This window comes from Arthrobacter sp. TJ-236, from assembly GCF_058269235.1.
The window spans coordinates 507,807-525,886 of record NZ_JBZCNI010000001.1 but is presented as its reverse complement, the minus strand read 5'-3'; the positions used below and the strand labels follow the sequence as shown (position 1 = coordinate 525,886).

16 protein-coding genes and 1 tRNA gene are annotated in these 18,080 nt (G+C 69.2%); 4 read left to right on the top strand and 13 right to left on the bottom strand.

What is annotated here, in order from left to right; translation table 11 throughout:
* Positions 1-6: 6 nt before the first annotated feature.
* A complete protein-coding gene (locus AC4D16_RS02295; RefSeq protein WP_490953799.1) occupies positions 7-972 on the top strand; it encodes an aldo/keto reductase in 966 nt (321 codons plus the stop codon).
* 212 nt (positions 973-1,184) lie between these two features.
* Positions 1,185-3,221 (top strand): putative bifunctional diguanylate cyclase/phosphodiesterase, encoded by a 2,037-nt coding sequence (locus tag AC4D16_RS02290; protein WP_490953798.1) that lies wholly within the window; start codon positions 1,185-1,187, stop codon positions 3,219-3,221.
* A gap of 37 nt (positions 3,222-3,258) precedes the next feature.
* Here AC4D16_RS02290 and AC4D16_RS02285 read toward each other — a convergent pair whose 3' ends face one another.
* From AC4D16_RS02285 to AC4D16_RS02245, 9 genes are all read right to left on the bottom strand, one after another.
* Positions 3,259-5,406, bottom strand: a complete 2,148-nt coding sequence (locus AC4D16_RS02285; protein WP_490953797.1) for a 3-hydroxyacyl-CoA dehydrogenase NAD-binding domain-containing protein — start codon at positions 5,404-5,406, stop codon at positions 3,259-3,261.
* Positions 5,403-6,653 carry a thiolase family protein gene (locus AC4D16_RS02280; protein ID WP_490953796.1) on the bottom strand — a complete coding sequence of 417 codons (1,251 nt, stop codon included), beginning with the start codon at positions 6,651-6,653 and terminating at the stop codon, positions 5,403-5,405. Before AC4D16_RS02280 ends, AC4D16_RS02285 begins: the two co-directional genes overlap by 4 nt.
* Positions 6,654-6,741: 88 nt before the next feature.
* A complete protein-coding gene (locus AC4D16_RS02275) occupies positions 6,742-8,091 on the bottom strand; it encodes an HRDC domain-containing protein (RefSeq protein WP_490953795.1) in 1,350 nt (449 codons plus the stop codon).
* A gap of 119 nt (positions 8,092-8,210) precedes the next feature.
* Positions 8,211-8,843, bottom strand: coding sequence for a DUF3000 domain-containing protein (locus AC4D16_RS02270; RefSeq protein WP_490949064.1), 633 nt, complete (start codon positions 8,841-8,843; stop codon positions 8,211-8,213).
* Positions 8,844-8,965: 122 nt separating this feature from the next.
* Complete coding sequence (locus AC4D16_RS02265) at positions 8,966-10,054, bottom strand: threonine aldolase family protein (protein ID WP_490949065.1); 1,089 nt, start codon at positions 10,052-10,054, stop codon at positions 8,966-8,968.
* Positions 10,055-10,061: 7 nt separating this feature from the next.
* The gene (locus AC4D16_RS02260; RefSeq protein WP_490953794.1) at positions 10,062-10,811 is read right to left on the bottom strand and encodes an SDR family NAD(P)-dependent oxidoreductase; all 750 of its coding nucleotides are present in this window, start codon (positions 10,809-10,811) and stop codon (positions 10,062-10,064) included.
* Complete coding sequence (locus AC4D16_RS02255) at positions 10,808-12,172, bottom strand: DUF6421 family protein (RefSeq protein ID WP_490953793.1); 1,365 nt, start codon at positions 12,170-12,172, stop codon at positions 10,808-10,810. Before AC4D16_RS02255 ends, AC4D16_RS02260 begins: the two co-directional genes overlap by 4 nt.
* A 258-nt stretch (positions 12,173-12,430) precedes the next feature.
* Positions 12,431-12,859 carry a peptide-methionine (R)-S-oxide reductase MsrB gene (gene msrB / locus AC4D16_RS02250; RefSeq protein ID WP_490949068.1) on the bottom strand — a complete coding sequence of 143 codons (429 nt, stop codon included), beginning with the start codon at positions 12,857-12,859 and terminating at the stop codon, positions 12,431-12,433.
* Positions 12,860-12,873: 14 nt separating this feature from the next.
* Positions 12,874-13,359 carry a hypothetical protein gene (locus AC4D16_RS02245; protein WP_490953792.1) on the bottom strand — a complete coding sequence of 162 codons (486 nt, stop codon included), beginning with the start codon at positions 13,357-13,359 and terminating at the stop codon, positions 12,874-12,876.
* 217 nt (positions 13,360-13,576) lie between these two features.
* Between AC4D16_RS02245 and AC4D16_RS02240 the strand changes: the two genes are divergently transcribed.
* Positions 13,577-14,854 (top strand): alpha/beta hydrolase family protein, encoded by a 1,278-nt coding sequence (locus tag AC4D16_RS02240; protein WP_490949070.1) that lies wholly within the window; start codon positions 13,577-13,579, stop codon positions 14,852-14,854.
* A gap of 3 nt (positions 14,855-14,857) precedes the next feature.
* Here AC4D16_RS02240 and AC4D16_RS02235 read toward each other — a convergent pair whose 3' ends face one another.
* Both AC4D16_RS02235 and AC4D16_RS02230 read right to left on the bottom strand, forming a co-directional pair.
* The gene (locus tag AC4D16_RS02235; RefSeq protein ID WP_490953791.1) at positions 14,858-15,298 is read right to left on the bottom strand and encodes a SufE family protein; all 441 of its coding nucleotides are present in this window, start codon (positions 15,296-15,298) and stop codon (positions 14,858-14,860) included.
* The gene (locus AC4D16_RS02230) at positions 15,295-16,206 is read right to left on the bottom strand and encodes a sulfurtransferase (RefSeq protein WP_490953790.1); all 912 of its coding nucleotides are present in this window, start codon (positions 16,204-16,206) and stop codon (positions 15,295-15,297) included. The genes AC4D16_RS02235 and AC4D16_RS02230 overlap by 4 nt, the downstream gene beginning before the upstream one ends.
* Before the next feature lie 188 nt (positions 16,207-16,394).
* Here AC4D16_RS02230 and zapE point away from each other — a divergent pair, with 188 nt between their 5' ends.
* Entirely contained in the window at positions 16,395-17,435 is a 1,041-nt protein-coding gene (gene zapE / locus AC4D16_RS02225; RefSeq protein WP_490953789.1) for a cell division protein ZapE, read from the top strand.
* A gap of 126 nt (positions 17,436-17,561) precedes the next feature.
* Here zapE and AC4D16_RS02220 read toward each other — a convergent pair whose 3' ends face one another.
* The gene (locus AC4D16_RS02220; protein WP_490953788.1) at positions 17,562-17,813 is read right to left on the bottom strand and encodes an antitoxin; all 252 of its coding nucleotides are present in this window, start codon (positions 17,811-17,813) and stop codon (positions 17,562-17,564) included.
* Between the two features lie 179 nt (positions 17,814-17,992).
* Positions 17,993-18,067: transfer RNA gene (locus AC4D16_RS02215), tRNA-Val, on the bottom strand.
* Positions 18,068-18,080: the final 13 nt, after the last annotated feature.

Sequence of the window (18,080 nt, the reverse complement as noted above, 5' to 3'; positions counted from 1 at the left end):
AGGCGCATGATGACCTACCGCAGACTGGGCGCTTCCGGCCTCAGCGTCTCCACCGTCGGGCTCGGCTGCAACAACCTCGGCCGGGCCGGCACAACCTCCGAGTCCCAGGAGGGCACCGACGCCGTCGTCCACGCGGCCCTCGACGCCGGGATCACCCTCTTCGACGTGGCCGACATGTACGGCAAGGCTCCGGGTGTCAGTGAGACGCAGTTGGGCGTCGCGCTCGGTGCCCGACGCGAGGACGTGGTCCTGGCCACGAAGTTCGGTCTGGACATGGGTGGCGTCAACGGCCCCGACTGGAACGCCCGGGGGTCGCGGCGCTACATCGTCCGGGCCGCCGAGGCATCCCTCCGGCGTCTGGGCACCGACTGGATCGACCTGTACCAGTACCACGCCCCCGATGCCCTGACGCCCATAGAGGAGACGCTCGCGGCCCTGGACGACCTCGTCACGAGCGGCAAGGTGCGGTACCTCGGGCACTCGAACTTCGCGGGCTGGCAGATCGCCGAGGCGGAGTTCACCGCCCGTAGCGGCGGGTACACCCCGTTCATCTCGGCACAGAACCCCTACAGCCTGCTCGACCGGCGGCTCGAGCGCGAGGTGGTGCCCGCCGTGGAGGCCTACGGCCTCGGCGTGCTGCCCTATTTCCCGCTCGCGAACGGTCTCCTCACGGGCAAGTACCGGCGGAACGAGGTGCCCGCCGGGAGCCGCCTGACGCACTCACGGCAGAACGTGCTGGAGACCGCCGACTGGGACCAGCTGGAGGCCTACTTGGCGTTCGCTGCCGAGCGCGGGGTCTCGGAAGTGCAGGTGGCGTTCTCCTGGCTCGCGGCCCAGCCGTCGGTCGGGTCCGTGATCGCCGGAGCGACGACGCCGGAGCAGGTCCGGCAGAATGCCGCTGCCACGGAGTGGGTACCCACCGATGAGGACCTCGCCGAGCTCGACCGGATCTTCCCGCAACCCGCCGCGTAGGAACGCGCATCGGGCGTCGACACTGCGCTTGAGTGATGCTGACCGGTGATGTTGCGCAGGAACTGTGCAGGATTGAGCGGTACCAGCGGCGGGAGGGTGTCCACTTCGTACAGCGGGAACATCTTCCTTGTAGTCTCGGCCACAGGCCAGCACAGACGCTGCGTCCGTCACAGTGCTCGACGCCCATGGTGGGATGTCGACGGAGGGGAACGATGAACTCGTCGACGGAACAGGAGTTCCTTGATGGCCGGCACGGTGCCGGGGAACAGGTGGCCGACGACGTCATCAGGGCGGCCATGCTGGCCGCTGCGGACGTCGCGCTGATCACCGACGCCGATCAGTGGATCACGTACGTCTCGCCCTCGTTCACGGCCATGACCGGCTACGAACAGGTGGACCTGCTCGGAATGAACTGTCAGGTCCTGCAGGGACCGGGCACCGATCCTGGGACGCGACGTCAGATGCGGGAGACCATCGCCTCCGGTGGGGTCTTCGAGGGGCAGGTGCTGAACTACCGGAAGGACGGTTCGGCGCTCTGGACCGCCCTGAAGATCATTCCGGTGCGGGCCGGCGCAGATCACTCGATCACGCACTATGTCAGCGTTCAGCGCGACATCACCAATAAGGTCGCCGACGTGCAGCAGCTACGGAACCAGGCTCTGCATGATCACATGACAGGTCTGCCGAACCGGATCACCGCTGAACAGGCCATCGATGACGCCATGAGAGTCGCCACCAGCCGATCGGAGACCGCAGCGATCTGCTTGATCGACCTCGATGACTTCCGTCTGGTCAACAACAGCCACGGGCATGCGGCCGGTGATGCAGTGTTGCAGCAATGGTCCGCACGCGTGCTTGCCCGCCTACGGGACGGCGACGTCCTGGCCAGGATGGGCGGTGACGAGTTCATCCTCATCCTCAGGGATATCGACCGGGGAACAGCGCACCACAATCTACGGGAGCTGCTCGCCCCGATTCACGAGGCGGTGGAGAAGCCCTTCAGGGTGGAGGACCAGGAGCTCCGGATCGGGATGAGCATGGGTATCGCATTGGTGCCGGTGGGTGGGATCGCGACCCGCTCCATCCTTCGATCCGCTGATGAGGCTCTCTACAGGGCGAAGGGACGACACGGCCAGGACGGCGACTCATGGTGGGAGGTTGCCGACCAGGGCGAGCACGGCGATGTGCCGGCCGGGCCGGTGGAACGCATCGGCGTCCTGTCGGGTGCTGACTCCCGCGGGCTGCACCGTGCAGGTGAATCCTGGGACACCCTGACCCCCCTGAAGACCGTGGTCCATTACCAGCCCCTCGTCAATCTTCGCGATGGGTCCGTGGAGTTGTTCGAGGCCTTGGCTCGGCTCGAGCTACCCAGCGGCCGGTTGGTCGCTCCTGACGAGTTCCTCCCGCACCTCGGGGCGGCGGAGCTTCACGGATTGTTCGAGGATGTCCTGGAGCAGGCCTTGAGCTTCATCGCCCACTGGGACCGACCTGGTGTCCGGCCCAATGTGGCGGTGAACCTGCCGCCGGAACTTCTGAAGGACCCCACTGTGCCTGCGCTCGTCGAACAGTTGCTCCTCAAGCACGGCATCGAGCCGGGCGGACTCGGCCTCGAGCTCCTGGAGTCGACGAGCATGGGGTTGGAGGCACAACGCTCGGCCCTGCAGGACCTCGCAGGACTCGGCGTCCGTCTCGCCATGGACGATCTCGGGTCCGGATACAGTAGCCTGCAGCGCTTGTCATCCTTTCCCTTCAGTGCGATCAAGCTCGACCGCGGACTGTTCGAGCACGTGGGTGATCGCCCACTGGAGACGCTCAGCGTCATGGCGACCCTCCTGCAGATGGGCAGGGACCTGGGGATGACGGTCGTCATCGAAGGACTCGAGGACCAGTCGATCACGGAAGCGGCGATCATCCTCGGGGCGCCGCTCGGGCAGGGATACTACCTCGCCAAGCCGATGGCTCCTGCGGACTGCCTGGAGTGGTTTGACTCGTTCGAACTGGTACTCCACCGATCCCCGATCCAGACCTTCCTCGGAGCTCTCGCCTATCACTGGCAGTTCTCCCGACTGGCTGCCCCGCACCCTCTCGACCCCGAGATGTGCCCGCTCACCCGCTTCCTCGCGGTCAATGACGCGCCAGCCGAGGTGAAGACCCTGCATGAGCGCGAACACTCCACACCTGGCAGGCACCATGCGTCGAGTCGCCTGCTCACGCGCTGGTTCACGGACCACCTCCGGACCCGCTCCTGAAAGAAGCACTGCGCGGACCGGATCGCCGTCAGGGACGCTACTCGGGGAGCACAACTCCTCGATCCCGGTGGAACGTCGAACCGTTGACCCGCTCGGAGGCGCCCACCCGATCGAGGTACGGCGTGATGCCACCGAGGTGCATGGGCCAGCCCGCGCCCATGATCATGCACAGGTCGATGTCCTCGGGGGCCGCGACGACACCCTCGGCGAGCATGCGCCCGATCTCGTCGGCGAGGGCGTCCTGCGTCCGGCGCAGAACCTGGTCCGCGGAGGACGGCGAGTCACCGCGCTGCATGAGCGCGAGAGTTGCGTCGGACACGATCTCCGAGCCGTCCGCCTGCTTCTCCCACAGACCCTTCACGCCGGCGTCGATGAGTTTCTGCTGGTTCTCCGAGACGTGGAACCTCTCGCCGAAGGCTGCGTGCAGCGATTCCTGGACGTGCTGGCCCACGGGCAGCCCCACGAGGGCGAGCAACCTGAAGGGTGTCATCGGCAGGCCCATGGGGCGGAGCGCGTTGTCGGCCGTCTCCGCGTCCGTCCCCTCGTCGAACACGGCGGTGATCTCACCGAACATGCGGCCGAGGATCCGGTTGACCACGAAGGCGGGGGCGTCCTGCACGAGCACCGCGTTCTTCTTGAGCCCCTTGGCGAGCACGAAGGCCGTGGCGAGGACGGCGGCGTCCGTCCTCGGTGCGCGCACCACCTCGAGCAGGGGCATCGCGGCCACGGGGTTGAAGAAGTGGAAGCCCACCACGCGTTCCGGGTGACGCAGGTCGGCGGCCATCTCGGCTACGGACAACGAGGAGGTGTTCGTCGCGAGGATGCACTCGTCGGAGACGACGGCCTCGACCTCGGCGAAGACCTGCTTCTTGACCGACAGCTCCTCGAACACGGCCTCGATCACGAGGTCGGCGTCCGCGAAGACGTCCTTGGACACGGACCCGGTGACGAGGGCCTTCGTCCGGTTCGCGGCGTCCTGCGTGAGCCGTTTCCGGCCGAGCATCTTCTCGATCTCCGCGTGCACGTACGCCACGCCCTTGTCCACGCGGGTCTGGTCGATGTCCGTCATCACGACGGGCACCTTCAGCTGCCGGGCGAACAGCAGGGCGAGCTGGCTCGCCATGAGTCCGGCGCCCACCACCCCGACCTTCGACACGGGCCGCGCGAGCTTCTTGTCCGGCGCTCCGGCCGGTCGCTTCCCGCGCTTCTGTACGAGGTCGAGGAACGCGTACACCGTGGCGTGGAACTCGGGCGTCTGCATGAGCTCGGCCAGGGCCGTGCATTCCGCTGCCGCCGATTCCTTCTGCGTGAGCGTCAACCCGGCCTCGAGGAGGTCGAGCACGCGCGACGGCGCGGGGGCGGCGTTCGAGGTCTTCGCCGCGACGAACGCTCGTCCCGCAGCGACGGCACCCCTCCAGGCGTCGTCGTCGTACGCTCCGGTGGACGCGCGGCGCTCGGCGACGGCGTCCGCTGCGGAGGGGCCCCGGAGGATCTGCGCTGCCCACAGCAGTGACTGCTCGAGGTAGTCGGCGGGCTCGAACAGGGCGTCCGCGATCCCGAGCCGGTACGCGGCCGAGCCGTCGAGGCTGCGGTTGTTGCTGAGCGGGTTCTCGATCATCACCTTCACGGCGTTGGCGGGGCCGATCAGGCGCGGAAGCCGGTAGACGCCACCCCAGCCGGGTACGAGGCCGATGAACGCCTCGGGCAGACCGATGCCGTTCGCGCCCGTGGAGACCGTGCGGTAGGTCGCCGCGAGGGCGATCTCCAGGCCGCCACCGAGCGCCACGCCGTTGATGAACGCGAAGCTGGGCACGCCCATGTCCGCGAGGAGATCATAGGCCTCGTGCCCGAGTTCCGCCATCAGCCGGCCGAGGTGTTCCGACTTCACACTCTTGACGGTGCTGAGGTCGGCGCCGGCGACGAGGAAGTAGGGCTTGCCGGTCACCGCGACGGCGGCGATCTCGCCGCGCGCCGCGCGTTCCTTGAGTCCCTCGAGGGTGCGGCCGAACTCGATCAGCGTGGTGGGCCCGAGGGTGGTGGGCTTCGCGTGGTCGAGGTCGTTGTCGAGGGTGATCAGCGCGAGGACACCGGCGTCCTGCGGCAGATCGATGTCCTGGACGTAGGAATGGGTGACGATCTCGGTCGGCACCAGCGGCGCCAGTTCGTCGTAGCGTTCGAAGCTCATGCTGCGTCCTGTCCGTAGTGCTCGTGGTGGGGGTTCTCCCAGATGACGGTGGCACCCATGCCGAGGCCGATGCACATGGTGGTCATGCCGTAGCGCACCGTCGGGTCCTCCTCGAACTGCCGAACCAGCTGGTTCATGAGACGGACCCCGGAGGACGCCAGGGGGTGCCCGACGGCGATCGCGCCGCCGTAGCGGTTGACGCGGGGATCCTCGTCCTCGATGCCGAAGTGGTCGAGGAAGCTCAACACCTGCACGGCGAAGGCCTCGTTGATCTCGAACAGCCCGATGTCCTCGATGCCCAGCCCTGCTTGTCGCAGCGCCTTCTCGGTCGCGGGAACGGGTCCGATGCCCATGACCTCGGGTTCGACGCCGGCGAAGGCGTACGCGACGAGGCGCATGCGGGCGGGCAGGCCGAGCTCGACGGCGGCATCGGCCGAGGCGAGGAGCGCGGCGGTCGCGCCGTCGTTCAGTCCGGCGGCGTTGCCCGCCGTGACCCGGCCGTGGGCGCGGAAGGGCGTGCGCAGTGACGCCAGGTCCTCCAGCGTGGTGCCGGGTCGGGGCGGCTCGTCGACGGTGTTGAGGGTCCAGCCGGCGCCCGGCTTCCTGCCCGAGACCGGGACGAGGTCCGGCTGGATCTGTCCGGCCGCGTAGGCAGCGGCGAGCTTCTGCTGGCTGCGGACGGCGTACGCGTCGGTGCGGTCCTTCGTGATCGCGGGGAAGCGGTCGTGCAGGTTCTCCGCGGTGTTGCCCATGTTCAGCGCAGCGGGGTCCACGATCCGCTCGGACATGAAGCGCGGGTTGGGGTCGGCACCGGAGCCCATGGGGTGGTTCCCCATGTGCTCCACTCCTCCCGCGATGACGACGTCGTACGCCCCGAACGCGATGCCCGAGGCCGTCGTGGTCACCGCGGTCATGGCGCCCGCGCACATGCGGTCGATGGCGAAGCCGGGGACCGTCCGGGGGAGGCCCGCGAGGAGGGCGGCCGTGCGACCGATCGTGAGCCCCTGGTCGCCGGTCTGGGTCGTGGCGGCGATCGCCACGTCGTCGATGCGCTCGGGGGGCAGCGTGGGGTTGCGGCGGAGGAGGTCGCGGATGCACTTGACCACGAGGTCGTCGGCGCGCAGCCCGGCATAGATGCCCTTCTCGCCGGCCTTGCCGAACGGAGTGCGGACTCCGTCGACGAAGACGACGTCACGGACGGCTCGTGACGCACTGCGGGTTGACGCGGTGCCGGTCGGTTGGCTCACGGGTGTGCTCCTCTTCGGGGTTGTCGATCCGGCGCAATGTTACTGGCGGGTAACATGGCGCGCAACCGACCCGCCGAGCGGCGTCGGCTCACTCGGCCGGAGGGCTGTCCTGCCCCTGCTGGTTGCGGGCGGGCAGGGGGTCGGGATCGAGGAACGCGACCGTGATGACCGCCGCCACCTGCTCGATCTGCCAGGGCCGCGCCCCCAGCTCCGCGAGGGCGGTCGAGACGGAGTCGAGCGTGATGTCCGCGGGCGGACGCCAGGCGATGCGCCTGAGGTAGTCCGGAGTGAGGAGGTTCTCCACGGGCATGCCGAGGGCGTCCGCGCGCTGGGCGATCCGGGGCCGGGCCGTCTGGAGGCGCGCAGCCGCCTCCGGGTCCTTCTCGGACCAGATGCGCGGAGGGGGCGGCGCGTTCGTGGAGATGTGCAGCGGCGGGAGGTCCGTGGCCTTCCGGGCGTCGGCGATGCATCGGAGCCAGCGCGGTGCCTCCTTCTGGGCTGCACGGCCGTGGAAGCCCTTCGTGGCGAGCAGCTGCGGCACGGTCGCGGGCATGGCCCTGGCCGCCGCGATGATCGCCGAGTCGGGGATGAGGCGACCCGGGGCCACGTCGCGCCGCTGCGCGAGCTCCTCACGCTCCGTCCACATCTCGCGGACGGCCGCCAACTGCCGGCGGTCGCGCAGCTGATGGAGACCGGAGGTCCTGCGCCAGGGGTCGATCCTGGGCTCTGCCGGCGGCGTCCGACGGATGTGCTCGAACTCCTCCTCGGCGATGGCGAGTTTGCCGTCCTGCTCCAGCAGGGCGGCGAGCTTGTCCCGCAGCTCGGTCAGCACTTCGACATCGAGCGCCGCGTACCGGAGCCACGGCTCGGGCAGGGGCCGCTTCGACCAGTCGGCCGCGGAGTGCTCCTTCGCGAGGCTGAAGCCCAGCTGCGACTCGATGACGGCTGCGAGTCCCACGCGGGGCAGCCCGGCGAGGCGCGCGGCGAGTTCGGTGTCGAACAGCCTGTCCGGCCACATGCGCAGCTCGGACAGGCACGGCAGGTCCTGGCTGGCGGCGTGCAGGATCCACTCGACACCCTCGAGGGCGTCGTCGATGATCTGCAGGTCCTCGAAGGGCTCGGGGTCGATGAGCCATGTTCCCGCACCTTCACGGCGGATCTGCACGAGGAACGCCCGTTGTCCGTACCTGAAGCCGGACGCCCTCTCGGCGTCCACGCCCGCGGGTCCCGAGCCTGCCGCGAGGGCTGCTGCCGCCCGCTCCAGTCCCGCCATCGTGTCGATGACCAACGGCACGCCGTCGCGCGGTTCGGTGAGGACGGTGAGGGCTTCGGGGGTGTCGATCGTCTCTGGATCACCGGGTATGCCGGGTGCATCGGTGGCGTCGTCGACAGGAGAGGAGGCGGTGGCGCTCTCCGTGTGTTCGGAGGTGTCGGTCATGGTCCCTGCAGTCTATCCCCGCGCCGGGGGCGAGGACGGAGCAGAACGGGTGGTCCCCGTGCCTGTCGGAGGGTGACGACGGCGGAATCAGGAATGTCCGGACGGCCGCGGGATCGCGGTCAGGACCGGCGGTGCGGCAGGTGCGCCACGCCCTGGGGGAGCGGCGGGAGTCCCGCGAAGGTGCACACCATCTCCGACCAGGCCTCGAGGTGGGGCCTCGCGTCGGAGGAGCCGGGTGACCAGGACGCACGCAGCTCGATGTCGATGGTGTCCGCGCGGTCCTCGAGCGTGCCGTAGCTCTCCGACAGGATGCGCGTGGTGGTGCCGCCCGTGCTGTGGTGCCGCGCCCCGTGGTTGTCGAGTGCCTCCACGAGCCAGGTCCAGGCGACGGAACCGAGCATGGCGTCATTGCCCATGTCCGGTTCGAGCTGCGCGCGGATGTACGTGACGATGCGGAAGCGTCCGTTCCACACTGCGGAGCCAGCGGGATCGTAGAGGAGGATGAACCGGCCGGTTGCGAGTTCCTGCGCCTCCGGCGGCGGCAGGAGGGCGCGGGCCGGCCCGTGGAGCGGCGGCGGCACCGGCGTCGTGTCGAAGACCTCCGCGCCGAGGGCGACGGCGAAGGGCGCGAGGCGCGCGGGCGCCGGGATCTCGTCGAGGCGGACCTCACTGCGCCGACGCGCGGAACGCAAGCCGTCGAGGGCGTCGGAGAACTCCGAGGGAAGTTGCGACACACCACCGAGAGCACTCATTCCCGCAGATTATGCCCATCCGAGGAGGCCATGTGGGCGGCGCGCCGACACCGCTCCCGCCGCTGGAACCCCGGCCGTCCCCACCCGACACCGCTGAGGTGCAGGGATGGGCGGTCACGTCCTCAGGCCGCGGTCTCCCGCCGGATGGCCTCGACGAAGGCGTCGACGTCCTCCTCCGTGGTGTCGAACGAGCACATCCAGCGCACCTCGCCCGTGGCCTGGTCCCAGTCGTAGAACCTGAAGCTCTCGCGGATGCGATCGGCCGCTCCAGGAGGGAGGATCGCGAAGACGGCGTTCGCAGCCGTCTCCTGCGTGAGCGTGACGCCCTCGATCCCGCGTACCTTCTCGGTCAGTCGTGCCGCCATGGCGTTCGCGTGCTGGGCGGACCGCAGCCAGAGATCGCCCTCGAGCAGGGCGATCAGCTGCGCCGAGACGAACCGCATCTTCGACGCCAGCTGCATGTTGAGCTTCCGCAGGTAGTCGAGTCCGGTCGAGGCCTCCTGGTTCAGCACGACGACGCACTCGCCGAACATGAGGCCGTTCTTGGTCCCGCCGAAGGACAGGATGTCGACGCCGGCGTCGCGTGTGAAGGCCCGCAGCGGCTGTCCGAGTGCTGCGGCGGCGTTGGCCAGGCGTGCTCCGTCCATGTGGACGCGCATCCCGCGGGCGTGGCAGTGGTCGGCGATGGCCCTGATCTCGGCGACGGAGTACAGCGTGCCGAGCTCGGTGGTCTGGGTGATCGAGACGGCGAGGGGCTGCGCACGGTGCTGGTCCCCCCAGCCCCACGCCTCGCGGTCGATCAGCTCGGGCGTGAGCTTGCCGTCGGGGGTGGGGACGGTGAGCAGCTTGATGCCACCCACGCGTTCCGGGGCCGCGTTCTCGTCGACGTTGATGTGGGCGGTCTGCGGACACACGACCGCGCCCCACCTCGGCAGGATCGACTGCAGCGACAACACATTGGCGCCGGTGCCGTTGAACACGGGGAAGATCGAGATGCCGGTGCCGAAGTGGTGTTCCATGACCTCGAGCAGGCGGGCCGTGTACTGGTCGTCCCCATAGGCCACCTGGTGGCCCTCGTTGGCGGCCGCCAGCGCGGTCAGGATCTCCGGGTGCACGCCGGAGTAGTTGTCGGACGCGAAGCTGCGCACGGAGCGATCGTGCAGGGGCGCGGGCGTCGAGGGGTCGAGCGCGGGGAGCAGGGTGTCGGTCACGGTTCCATTATCCCCGAGCGGGCGGTGTTGTCTCGCGCGGCCGGGAGGGAGGGACGGCGTCGAGCCGAGCGCCGTTCACCTCGGCCGCCGCGCGGCCGGGAAGGGACGCGAGGACGCGGGCGAGCTCGTCGACGTGCGTGAAGCCGGGGAAGGAGCGTTCCGGGTGCGCGGCGCGCAGGTCGTCGTCCAGGAGGGCCTTGACGACCACGGCGGTGGCCGCCGCCGTGGTGCCGTCCTTCGCGAATCCCTGGGCGACGGCCTGGAGCCAGGCGTCGACGGCGGCCTTCACAGCCGCGTAGGAGGCGTTGGCCGCGGTCGGGGCGGCGACCGCGGTGGCGGTCACGGCCGCGAGGCGACCCCCCTGCTCGGCCAGCTGGTCGTAGAACGCCCGGCTGGTCATGAAGAGGGTGAGGAACACCGAGCGGTGCAGGGCCTCGTGGTCGGCCAGGGACTGCGTGGTGATCCCCGCGGCCCCACGCCAGCCGCCCACCAGGTGGTACACCGCCGTGGCGCCCCCGTGGACGGACGCCACGTGGCCGGCAAGCGCGGCCACGGCGTCCTCGTCGCCGAGGTCGCACACCTGCAGGTCCACGCCCTCCCACCCGTCGAAGGCCGCGTCGAGGCGATCGCGGTCGGACCCGACGGCGACGACGGCGTGCCCGTCGGCGATCAGGCGCCGGGTCAGGGCCCGCCCCGAAGCACCGGCCGCCCCGGCGACCACGGCGGCACCGGACCGCTCCCGGGTCACCTGGGTCACGCTGACGCCCCGGTGATCCCGGCCGTGGACTCGATCACCGGCTTCATCTTCTTCTCCAGCGCCTCGAAGAACATGGAGAGCGGGAACTCGTCGTCGAGCACGGCATCGGTGAGCCCTCGCGGCGGCCCCATCAGGTCCAGGGCCTCGGGCCCCCTCGCCCACACGGACGCCGGGTGCGGCGTGACGGTCGCGGACACCAGCGCGTACGCCGCCAGCCAGTGCGCGGTCTTGGGTCGGTCGATCGAACGCCAGTACAGCTGCTCGATCTGCTCCCCAAGTGCAACGACGACGTCGGCCGCCTCGTCCCAGTCGATGGTCAGCTTGGTGTCCGTCCAGTGCAGGACATGGTGCTGGTGCATCCATGCGAAGAGCAGCTGACCGCCGAGGCCGTCGTAGTTGCGCACGCGGTTACCGGTGATGCTGAACCGGAAGATGCGGTCGAAGATGACGGCGTACTGCACCAGCTTCGCGTGACGCCGCGCGTCGGGGGAGGCGTCGTCGTCCTGCGCTATGCGGACGGACTCGCGGAACGCGGTGAGGTCGCACCGGAGCTCCTCGAGCGAGTACAGGAAGAACGGCATGCGCTGCTTGATCATGAACGGGTCGAAGGGCAGGTCACCGCGCATGTGGGTGCGGTCGTGGATGAGGTCCCACATCACGAAGGTCTCCTCCGTGAGCTGCTGGTCCTCGAGCAGGTCGAGGGCGTCACCCGGCAGGTCGAGGCGGGTGATGTCGGCGGCGGCGCGGACGACCTTCCGGAACCGTGCTGCCTCGCGGTCGGCGAAGATGGCTCCCCACGTGAAGGTGGGCGTCGAGCTCACGGCCACGGTCTCGGGGAACAGCACGGCGGAGTTCGTGTCGTAGCCGTCGGTGAAGTCGAGGAAGCGGATGGGGACGAAGAGTGCGTTCGAGTAGTCGCCGGCTTCGAGCTCGGCGATGAACTCGGGCCAGAGCACCTCGATCAGCACCGCTTCGACCAGTCGGTTCGTACTGCCGTTCTGGGTGTACATGGGGAACACCACGAGGTGCTGGAGCCCGTCGATGCGGTCGAGCTGCGGCTGGAAGGCGAGGAGCGGTTCGAGGAAGTCGGGAACGGCGAATGCGCTCGCCTCCCAGGCCTCGAAGGCGGTCACGGTGCGTGTGAGGTAGTCGGCGTCGTGGGGGAACAGGGGAGCGAGGTCCCCGACGGCCGCGGTGATGTGGGCGACTGCCTCGGCGGCGATCCCGTGGTGTTCGGTGTCGGGGATCGAGCCGTCCTTCACCTGGAGAGGGCGGATCCGCTGGACCGCGTCCTTGAGTCGCAGCCAGGCAGTGTGCTCCTGGGGTCGCTGGTTCACGGGTCGGAGGATCGTGATCGTCATGGCTCCTGCTTCGTCTCGTCGTGGTGAGTGCCGTTGCACCGAGAGTAGCGAGAGAACAGGAATACTTACACCGCTCTTGCCTGAGGTGAAGCGTTCCTGATGCTCCGCTCGTCGCCGTCCTTCACGAGACCCAGCTGACCTGCCGGTGACGCGAGGAAGGGCCGGTCCATCGGACCGGCCCTTCCTGACGTCTTGACACCTGGGGAGCCGTCGCTCCCGCAGACCGACGATCACTTGTGCCGAGCAACGGCAACCGAGCTACGCCTCGGCGGGTACCAGGCGCATCGAGATGGAGTTGATGCAGAACCGCTGATCGGTGGGGGTGTCGAAGCCCTCGCCCTTGAACAGGTGACCGAGGTGCGAGTCGCAGCGTGCGCAGCGGACCTCGATGCGCTCCATCCCGAGCGAACGGTCGTGCAGGTACCTCACGCGGTCCTCCGCGAGCGGCGCATAGAACGACGGCCAGCCGCAGTGGGAGTCGAACTTCTCACCGCTCGTGAACAGTTCCGCCCCGCAGGCACGGCACGCGTACGTGCCGACGGTCTTCGCGTCGTGGTACTCGCCCGTGTAGGGACGCTCTGTGCCCGCCCTGCGGAGTACTTGGAACTCCTCGGCGGTCAGCTCCTGCCGCCATTCGTCGTCGGACTTCTCGATGTCTGGCCGGAATTGGTCATGTTCGGTAGTCATACCCCGTGCAACGCCTAGGAGTCGCCAATAAATCCCGACCCGGAGTACAGGTGGAGGACGGCGATACCGAGTGCGTCCTGCGCCTTGTTCGCCCAGTCGGTGTGGAAGGTGTCGGCGATCGCGTGGGGGCGTGTGATGACCACGGCCTGCGTGGCGCCGCTCGCTCGTGCCTCCTCGACCAGTGCCGCGACGGGATCCCCGGTGGTGGTGCGCCCTCGCGCGGTGAAACCCTCCCGGGTCAGGGCGTCGAGCGATTCCGCGAGGGCCGTACGGGCCTCCACGCGGTCCTCACGGTCGTCGTCGGCCGAGAAGGTCCTGAAGGCCTCGCCGACCTCGAGCAGGCTGAGGTGGCGGAAGAATTCACCGAGCAGGGACTCCTCGCGATCCTCGGGGATGAGGACCACCACCTCCGCGGCTTCCTCCCCCTCGAGCGTTCGGAGATTGCGGAGATCGGCCGGGGTGAGGGCCACCTCGCTGAGGACAAGGATGGTCTGGGTCATACCGTCACTGTACTGCGGGTCCCGATGACCTCCCTGGGCTTTCCTCTGCGCTCGCGATCGCTTTGATGCACGGTAGGGCGGGTGTCCGGACGAGGACCTGGAACGCTCCGCCCGGATGCTGTTCCCGCCCTCCGCGGTGCCGTGCCCGCCGCTTGCCCGGGCATCCCTGCCGAGTGGCGAATCGACGCGGCTCGGAGCGCAGGGTAGAAAGGGAAGCATGGCATCGACGACGTCACCGGCCGCGGTCAAGCGGATGCGCGCGCCCTGGGTCCGCTGGACGGCACTCGGGGTCGGAGCCGGAGCCGTGCTGACCTCGTCCGCTGCCGGGATCGTCTCCGGACTCGCCGTGTATTTCGCCCGCCAGGTCGTGACGCCGTCGCCCCGGCGCGACGAGAACCTCGACATCCTCGCGGTCGTGGGGCCCGCGGGGAACCGGACCGTGATCCTCCCGGCGAATGACGACACCACCATCGAGGGGACCTACAGCCTCCACTTCGACGGCGGGGCGGGGCACGCCCGTATCGGGGCCATCCGCTCCTACGTACCCCGTGAGGGAACGGTCGAGCGTGAGGTCGAGACCGTGTACGCGGGTGACCTGACCTCGGCCACGAGGGGCTGGTGGGGTGGCGCCGTCTTCCCCTCGCCGTCGGCGATCGGGTTCGCGGAGGTCGAGGTGGGCGTTCCCGTCGAGGGAGGAACGGCCCCGGCATGGCTGGTCCGCGCGGAGGTCCCCGCGCGCACCTGGGCGATCATGGTGCACGGCCGGGGCGCGTCACGCGCTGAGGCGCTGCGCGCCGTCCCCGCCGCACGGAGGCTGGGAATGACGAGCCTCGTCATCTCCTACCGGAACGACGGCGAAGCGCCCTCGGCGTCGGACGGCCGGTACGGCCTCGGGATGACCGAGTGGCAGGACGTCGACGCCGCCATCGACGTCGCCGTGGCCCACGGGGCACAGGACGTGGTGCTCTTCGGGTGGTCGATGGGCGGCGCGATCGTGCTGCAGACTGCCGACCTCTCGCGGCACCGACGCAGGATCAGGGCCCTGGTGCTCGACGGCCCGGTGCTCAACTGGATCGAGGTGCTCGCGCATCACGCCGAGCTCAACCGCATCCCGGCACGCGTGGGACGCCTGGGGCAGGCCCTCCTCGCGAGCCCCCGGGCACGGCGCATCACGGGCCTCGCCGCCCCACTGGATCTCAAGAGCATGGACTGGGTGGCACGGGCCGAGCAGTTGACCCTGCCCACGCTGGTCCTTCACAGCGAGGACGACGAGTTCGTGCCCATCCGGCCGTCGGTGGAGTTGGCCGCGAAGAACCCGGGGTTCGTCACGCTGGAGCGGTTCCACCGGGCACGGCACACCAAGGAGTGGAACGTCGACGCCGAGCGGTGGGACTCCGTGGTGGAACGGTGGCTCGAGAGCAGGCTGTTCGGCCGGACCGTCCCGGGCGGACGGGCGGCCGACGCCGGAGCGTCGGCGCCCGAGCCCACCGGGTGAGGCCTACTGGCCTTCCCTGATCTTCCGCTTGATCCGGCCGAGCATCGCCGACATCCCGCGCATGCGCAGGGGGGTGATGGCCCGTGTGAGGCCGAGGCGGTCGGGGACGTCGTCGGGCACCGCGAGGACCTCCGCCGCGGGCAGCCCGTCGAGGCCCTCGAGCAGCACGCCTGCGAAGCCGCGCGTCGTGGGTGCCTCGGGCGGGGCGGAGAAGAACAGGTGGACGCGCCGCTCGGGCGCCTGTCCGATCTCCATCGTCAGGAAGAGCGGGCTCTGGCACTCCACGACCTGCTCGAGCAGTTCGGGATGCTCGCTGTACCGCTCGGGCAGGGCCGGCAGCTCCCGTGAGAAGTCCAGCAGGAGCTGCAGGCGGTCCGGCTCCGTGAGGTCCTGGAAGTCGTCGATGATCTCCGCGAGCTTCGCGGGGACGGTCTCGGCGGTCATCGCGCGCCTGCCGAGGCCGGTGCCTCACCCGGCTGGTCCCCCCGGACGATGGGGACGCGCACGGCGTTACCCCATTCCGTCCAGGAGCCGTCGTAGTTGCGGACGTTCTGGAAGCCGAGCAGGTACGTGAGCACGAACCACGTGTGGCTCGAGCGCTCACCGATGCGGCAGTAGGCCACCACGTCGTCGCCGTCCTGCAGCCCGGCCTCGTCACGGTAGATGGCGTCGAGCTCCGCCCTGGTCCGGAAGGTACCGTCCTCGGCAGCCGCGCGGGCCCACGGCACCGAGCGGGCGGTGGGGATGTGACCGCCGCGCAGCGCGCCCTCCTCGGGGTAGGCGGGCATGGTGGTGCGGGCTCCCGTGTACTCGTCGCCCGAGCGGACGTCGATCAGGGGCTTGCCGAAGTGCTCGAGCACGTCACCGAGGTACGCGCGGATCGGGGAGTCGTTCCGGTCCACGAGCGGGTAGTCGGTGCTTCCGGCGGCAGGACGGTCGGTGGTGAGCTCGCGGCCCTCGGCCACCCACTTGTCGCGCCCGCCGTCGAGGAGCCGGACGTCCTCGTGGCCGAACAGGCTGAAGACCCACAGCGCGTAGGCGGCCCACCAGTTGCTCTTGTCGCCGTAGATGACGACCGTCGTGTCCCGTGAGATGCCCTTGGCGGACATCAGCTGCGCGAATCCGGCGCCGTCGATGTAGTCGCGGGTGACCTCGTCGTTCAGTTCCGTGTGCCAGTCGATCTTGACGGCGCCCGGCACGTGACCTGTCTCGTAGAGCAGCACGTCCTCGTCCGACTCGACGACGACCAGACCCTCGGCTCCGAGGTTCTCGGCGAGCCACTGCGTCGAGACGAGGCGTTCGGGGTGGGCGTACTCGGCGAACTTGTCCTGCGTGTCTGGAGCCAGGGTCATGGTGGCCTTCCGGATCGTGGATGGGCGGTCTGCCGTCTAGCCTAACCACGCGCCACTCCCATTGCTTCCGGGTGCCCTCCGGGCCGGGAAGCGCACCGGTGCAGGGGCCGTGGGTACCGTAATGTTTGCTGACAGATCGGCGGCTGCAGTGCCCGCCACATTCCAGGACAAGAGAGCGGTTCCGATTCGTGCCAGTGATCGAGCATCTGACTGAACGCGCCCCCAAGGTATCGGTGGACGAACTGCTGCACGGGTTCTACCCGTCGCCGCGCTTCGGCGAGGTGTCCTTCGACACCTACCGCCCGGACCCGCAGCAACCCTCGCAGGCTGCTGCGGTGACGAAGCTCCGGGAGTTCGCCGGTTCCGTCAACGAGGCCGAGCCGACGGGCCTGCGCAAGCTGTTCGGCGGAGGGAAGAAGAACCCCGGCCGCGCGGGCATCTACCTCGACGGCGGGTTCGGCGTGGGCAAGACCCACCTCCTGGCCTCCCTCTGGCACGCCGCGTCCGGTAGGAAGGCCTTCGGCACGTTCGTCGAGTACACGAACCTCGTGGGTGCCCTGACCTTCCGGAAGACGGTGGACGCGCTGAGCGGCTACAGCCTCGTGTGCATCGACGAGTTCGAGCTGGACGACCCGGGGGACACCGTGCTGATGTCCCGGCTGATGCGCGAGCTCGCCGACGCCGGGGTGAAGCTCGCGGCCACGTCCAACACCCTGCCGGGTTCTCTCGGGGACGGGCGGTTCGCGGCGCAGGACTTCCAGCGTGAGATCCAGGTGCTCGCCGACCAGTTCGACGTGGCGCGCATCGACGGCGAGGACTACCGCCACCGCGGTCTCCCCGAGGCGCCCGCCGCGATCGACGACGCCACGCTGCGCCGGCGGATTGACGGCTACGACGGCGGGGTGCTCGCCGAGGACGATTTCGACGGCCTGCTCCGGCACCTGGCCGGTGTGCACCCCAGCCGGTACCGTCAGCTGCTCGACGGCGTGGACACCGTCGCGTGGCACGACGTGCGCACCATCTCGGAGCAGGCGGTGGCACTGAGGTTCGTGGTGCTCGCCGACCGGCTGTACGACCGCGACGTGCCGATCATGGCGAGCGGACAGACCTTCGACCGCCTGTTCACCGAGGAGATGATGAACGGCGGCTACATGAAGAAGTACTACAGGGCCGTGTCCCGGCTCACCGCTCTGGCGCGTCAGGGCAGCGACGTCGTCGGCCGGGCCTGATCGGCCACGGAGCGCGCGGGCGACGACCCGACCACCAGCCCGTCCGGCGAGGAACTCCCCTGACACGCAAGAAGCGCCGGTACCGCCTCACGGCGGGACCGGCGCTTCCTTATTGCCGGGCTGGGATCACACGGCCGGCGGGGAGGTAGGGCCGACGTCGCCCTTGCCGTCCTTCGCGTCGATCTTGTCGACCATCTCCGAAGCCTTGGACTGCACTCCATCGATGTGACGGGAATACTTGCCATGGGTCCTGCTGTCGACGAAGTCGCCAGCCTTACCGATGCCGTTCTTCACCTTGTCGGAATTTCCGCCAATGAGTTCGGTCGCCTTACCCGCGAGGGTGCCGGCCCTGCCCTTGAGCCCATCCAATAAACCCACGGACACCTCCTTTCGGTCGTGGAAACGCAGTACCGTTTCCGCTGCCACAAGCATAGGCCAGGGAGGGTCGGCGAGGACCGGATGGGAGCAGGGTTCGCCTTGGGCTGACACGCAGGAATGCCCGCCCTCGTGCGGAGGACGGGCATGAGGCTACGAGAAAGGCGCCCCGTGGGGCGCCGTGGTGGGCGATACTGGGATCGAACCAGTGACCTCTTCCGTGTCAGGGAAGCGCGCTACCGCTGCGCCAATCGCCCATTGCTGGGTGCT

What these genes read in the sequence shown, in the direction of transcription:
- AC4D16_RS02295 (WP_490953799.1), top strand. Translation starts at nt 7, where the DNA reads ATGATGACCTACCGCAGACTGGGCGCTTCCGGCCTCAGCGTCTCCACC.
- AC4D16_RS02290 (WP_490953798.1), top strand. Translation starts at nt 1,185, where the DNA reads ATGAACTCGTCGACGGAACAGGAGTTCCTTGATGGCCGGCACGGTGCC.
- AC4D16_RS02285 (WP_490953797.1), bottom strand. Translation starts at nt 5,406, where the DNA reads ATGAGCTTCGAACGCTACGACGAACTGGCGCCGCTGGTGCCGACCGAG.
- AC4D16_RS02275 (WP_490953795.1), bottom strand. Translation starts at nt 8,091, where the DNA reads ATGACCGACACCTCCGAACACACGGAGAGCGCCACCGCCTCCTCTCCT.
- AC4D16_RS02270 (WP_490949064.1), bottom strand. Translation starts at nt 8,843, where the DNA reads ATGAGTGCTCTCGGTGGTGTGTCGCAACTTCCCTCGGAGTTCTCCGAC.
- AC4D16_RS02255 (WP_490953793.1), bottom strand. Translation starts at nt 12,172, where the DNA reads ATGACGATCACGATCCTCCGACCCGTGAACCAGCGACCCCAGGAGCAC.
- msrB (WP_490949068.1), bottom strand. Translation starts at nt 12,859, where the DNA reads ATGACTACCGAACATGACCAATTCCGGCCAGACATCGAGAAGTCCGAC.
- AC4D16_RS02245 (WP_490953792.1), bottom strand. Translation starts at nt 13,359, where the DNA reads ATGACCCAGACCATCCTTGTCCTCAGCGAGGTGGCCCTCACCCCGGCC.
- AC4D16_RS02240 (WP_490949070.1), top strand. Translation starts at nt 13,577, where the DNA reads ATGGCATCGACGACGTCACCGGCCGCGGTCAAGCGGATGCGCGCGCCC.
- AC4D16_RS02235 (WP_490953791.1), bottom strand. Translation starts at nt 15,298, where the DNA reads ATGACCGCCGAGACCGTCCCCGCGAAGCTCGCGGAGATCATCGACGAC.
- AC4D16_RS02230 (WP_490953790.1), bottom strand. Translation starts at nt 16,206, where the DNA reads ATGACCCTGGCTCCAGACACGCAGGACAAGTTCGCCGAGTACGCCCAC.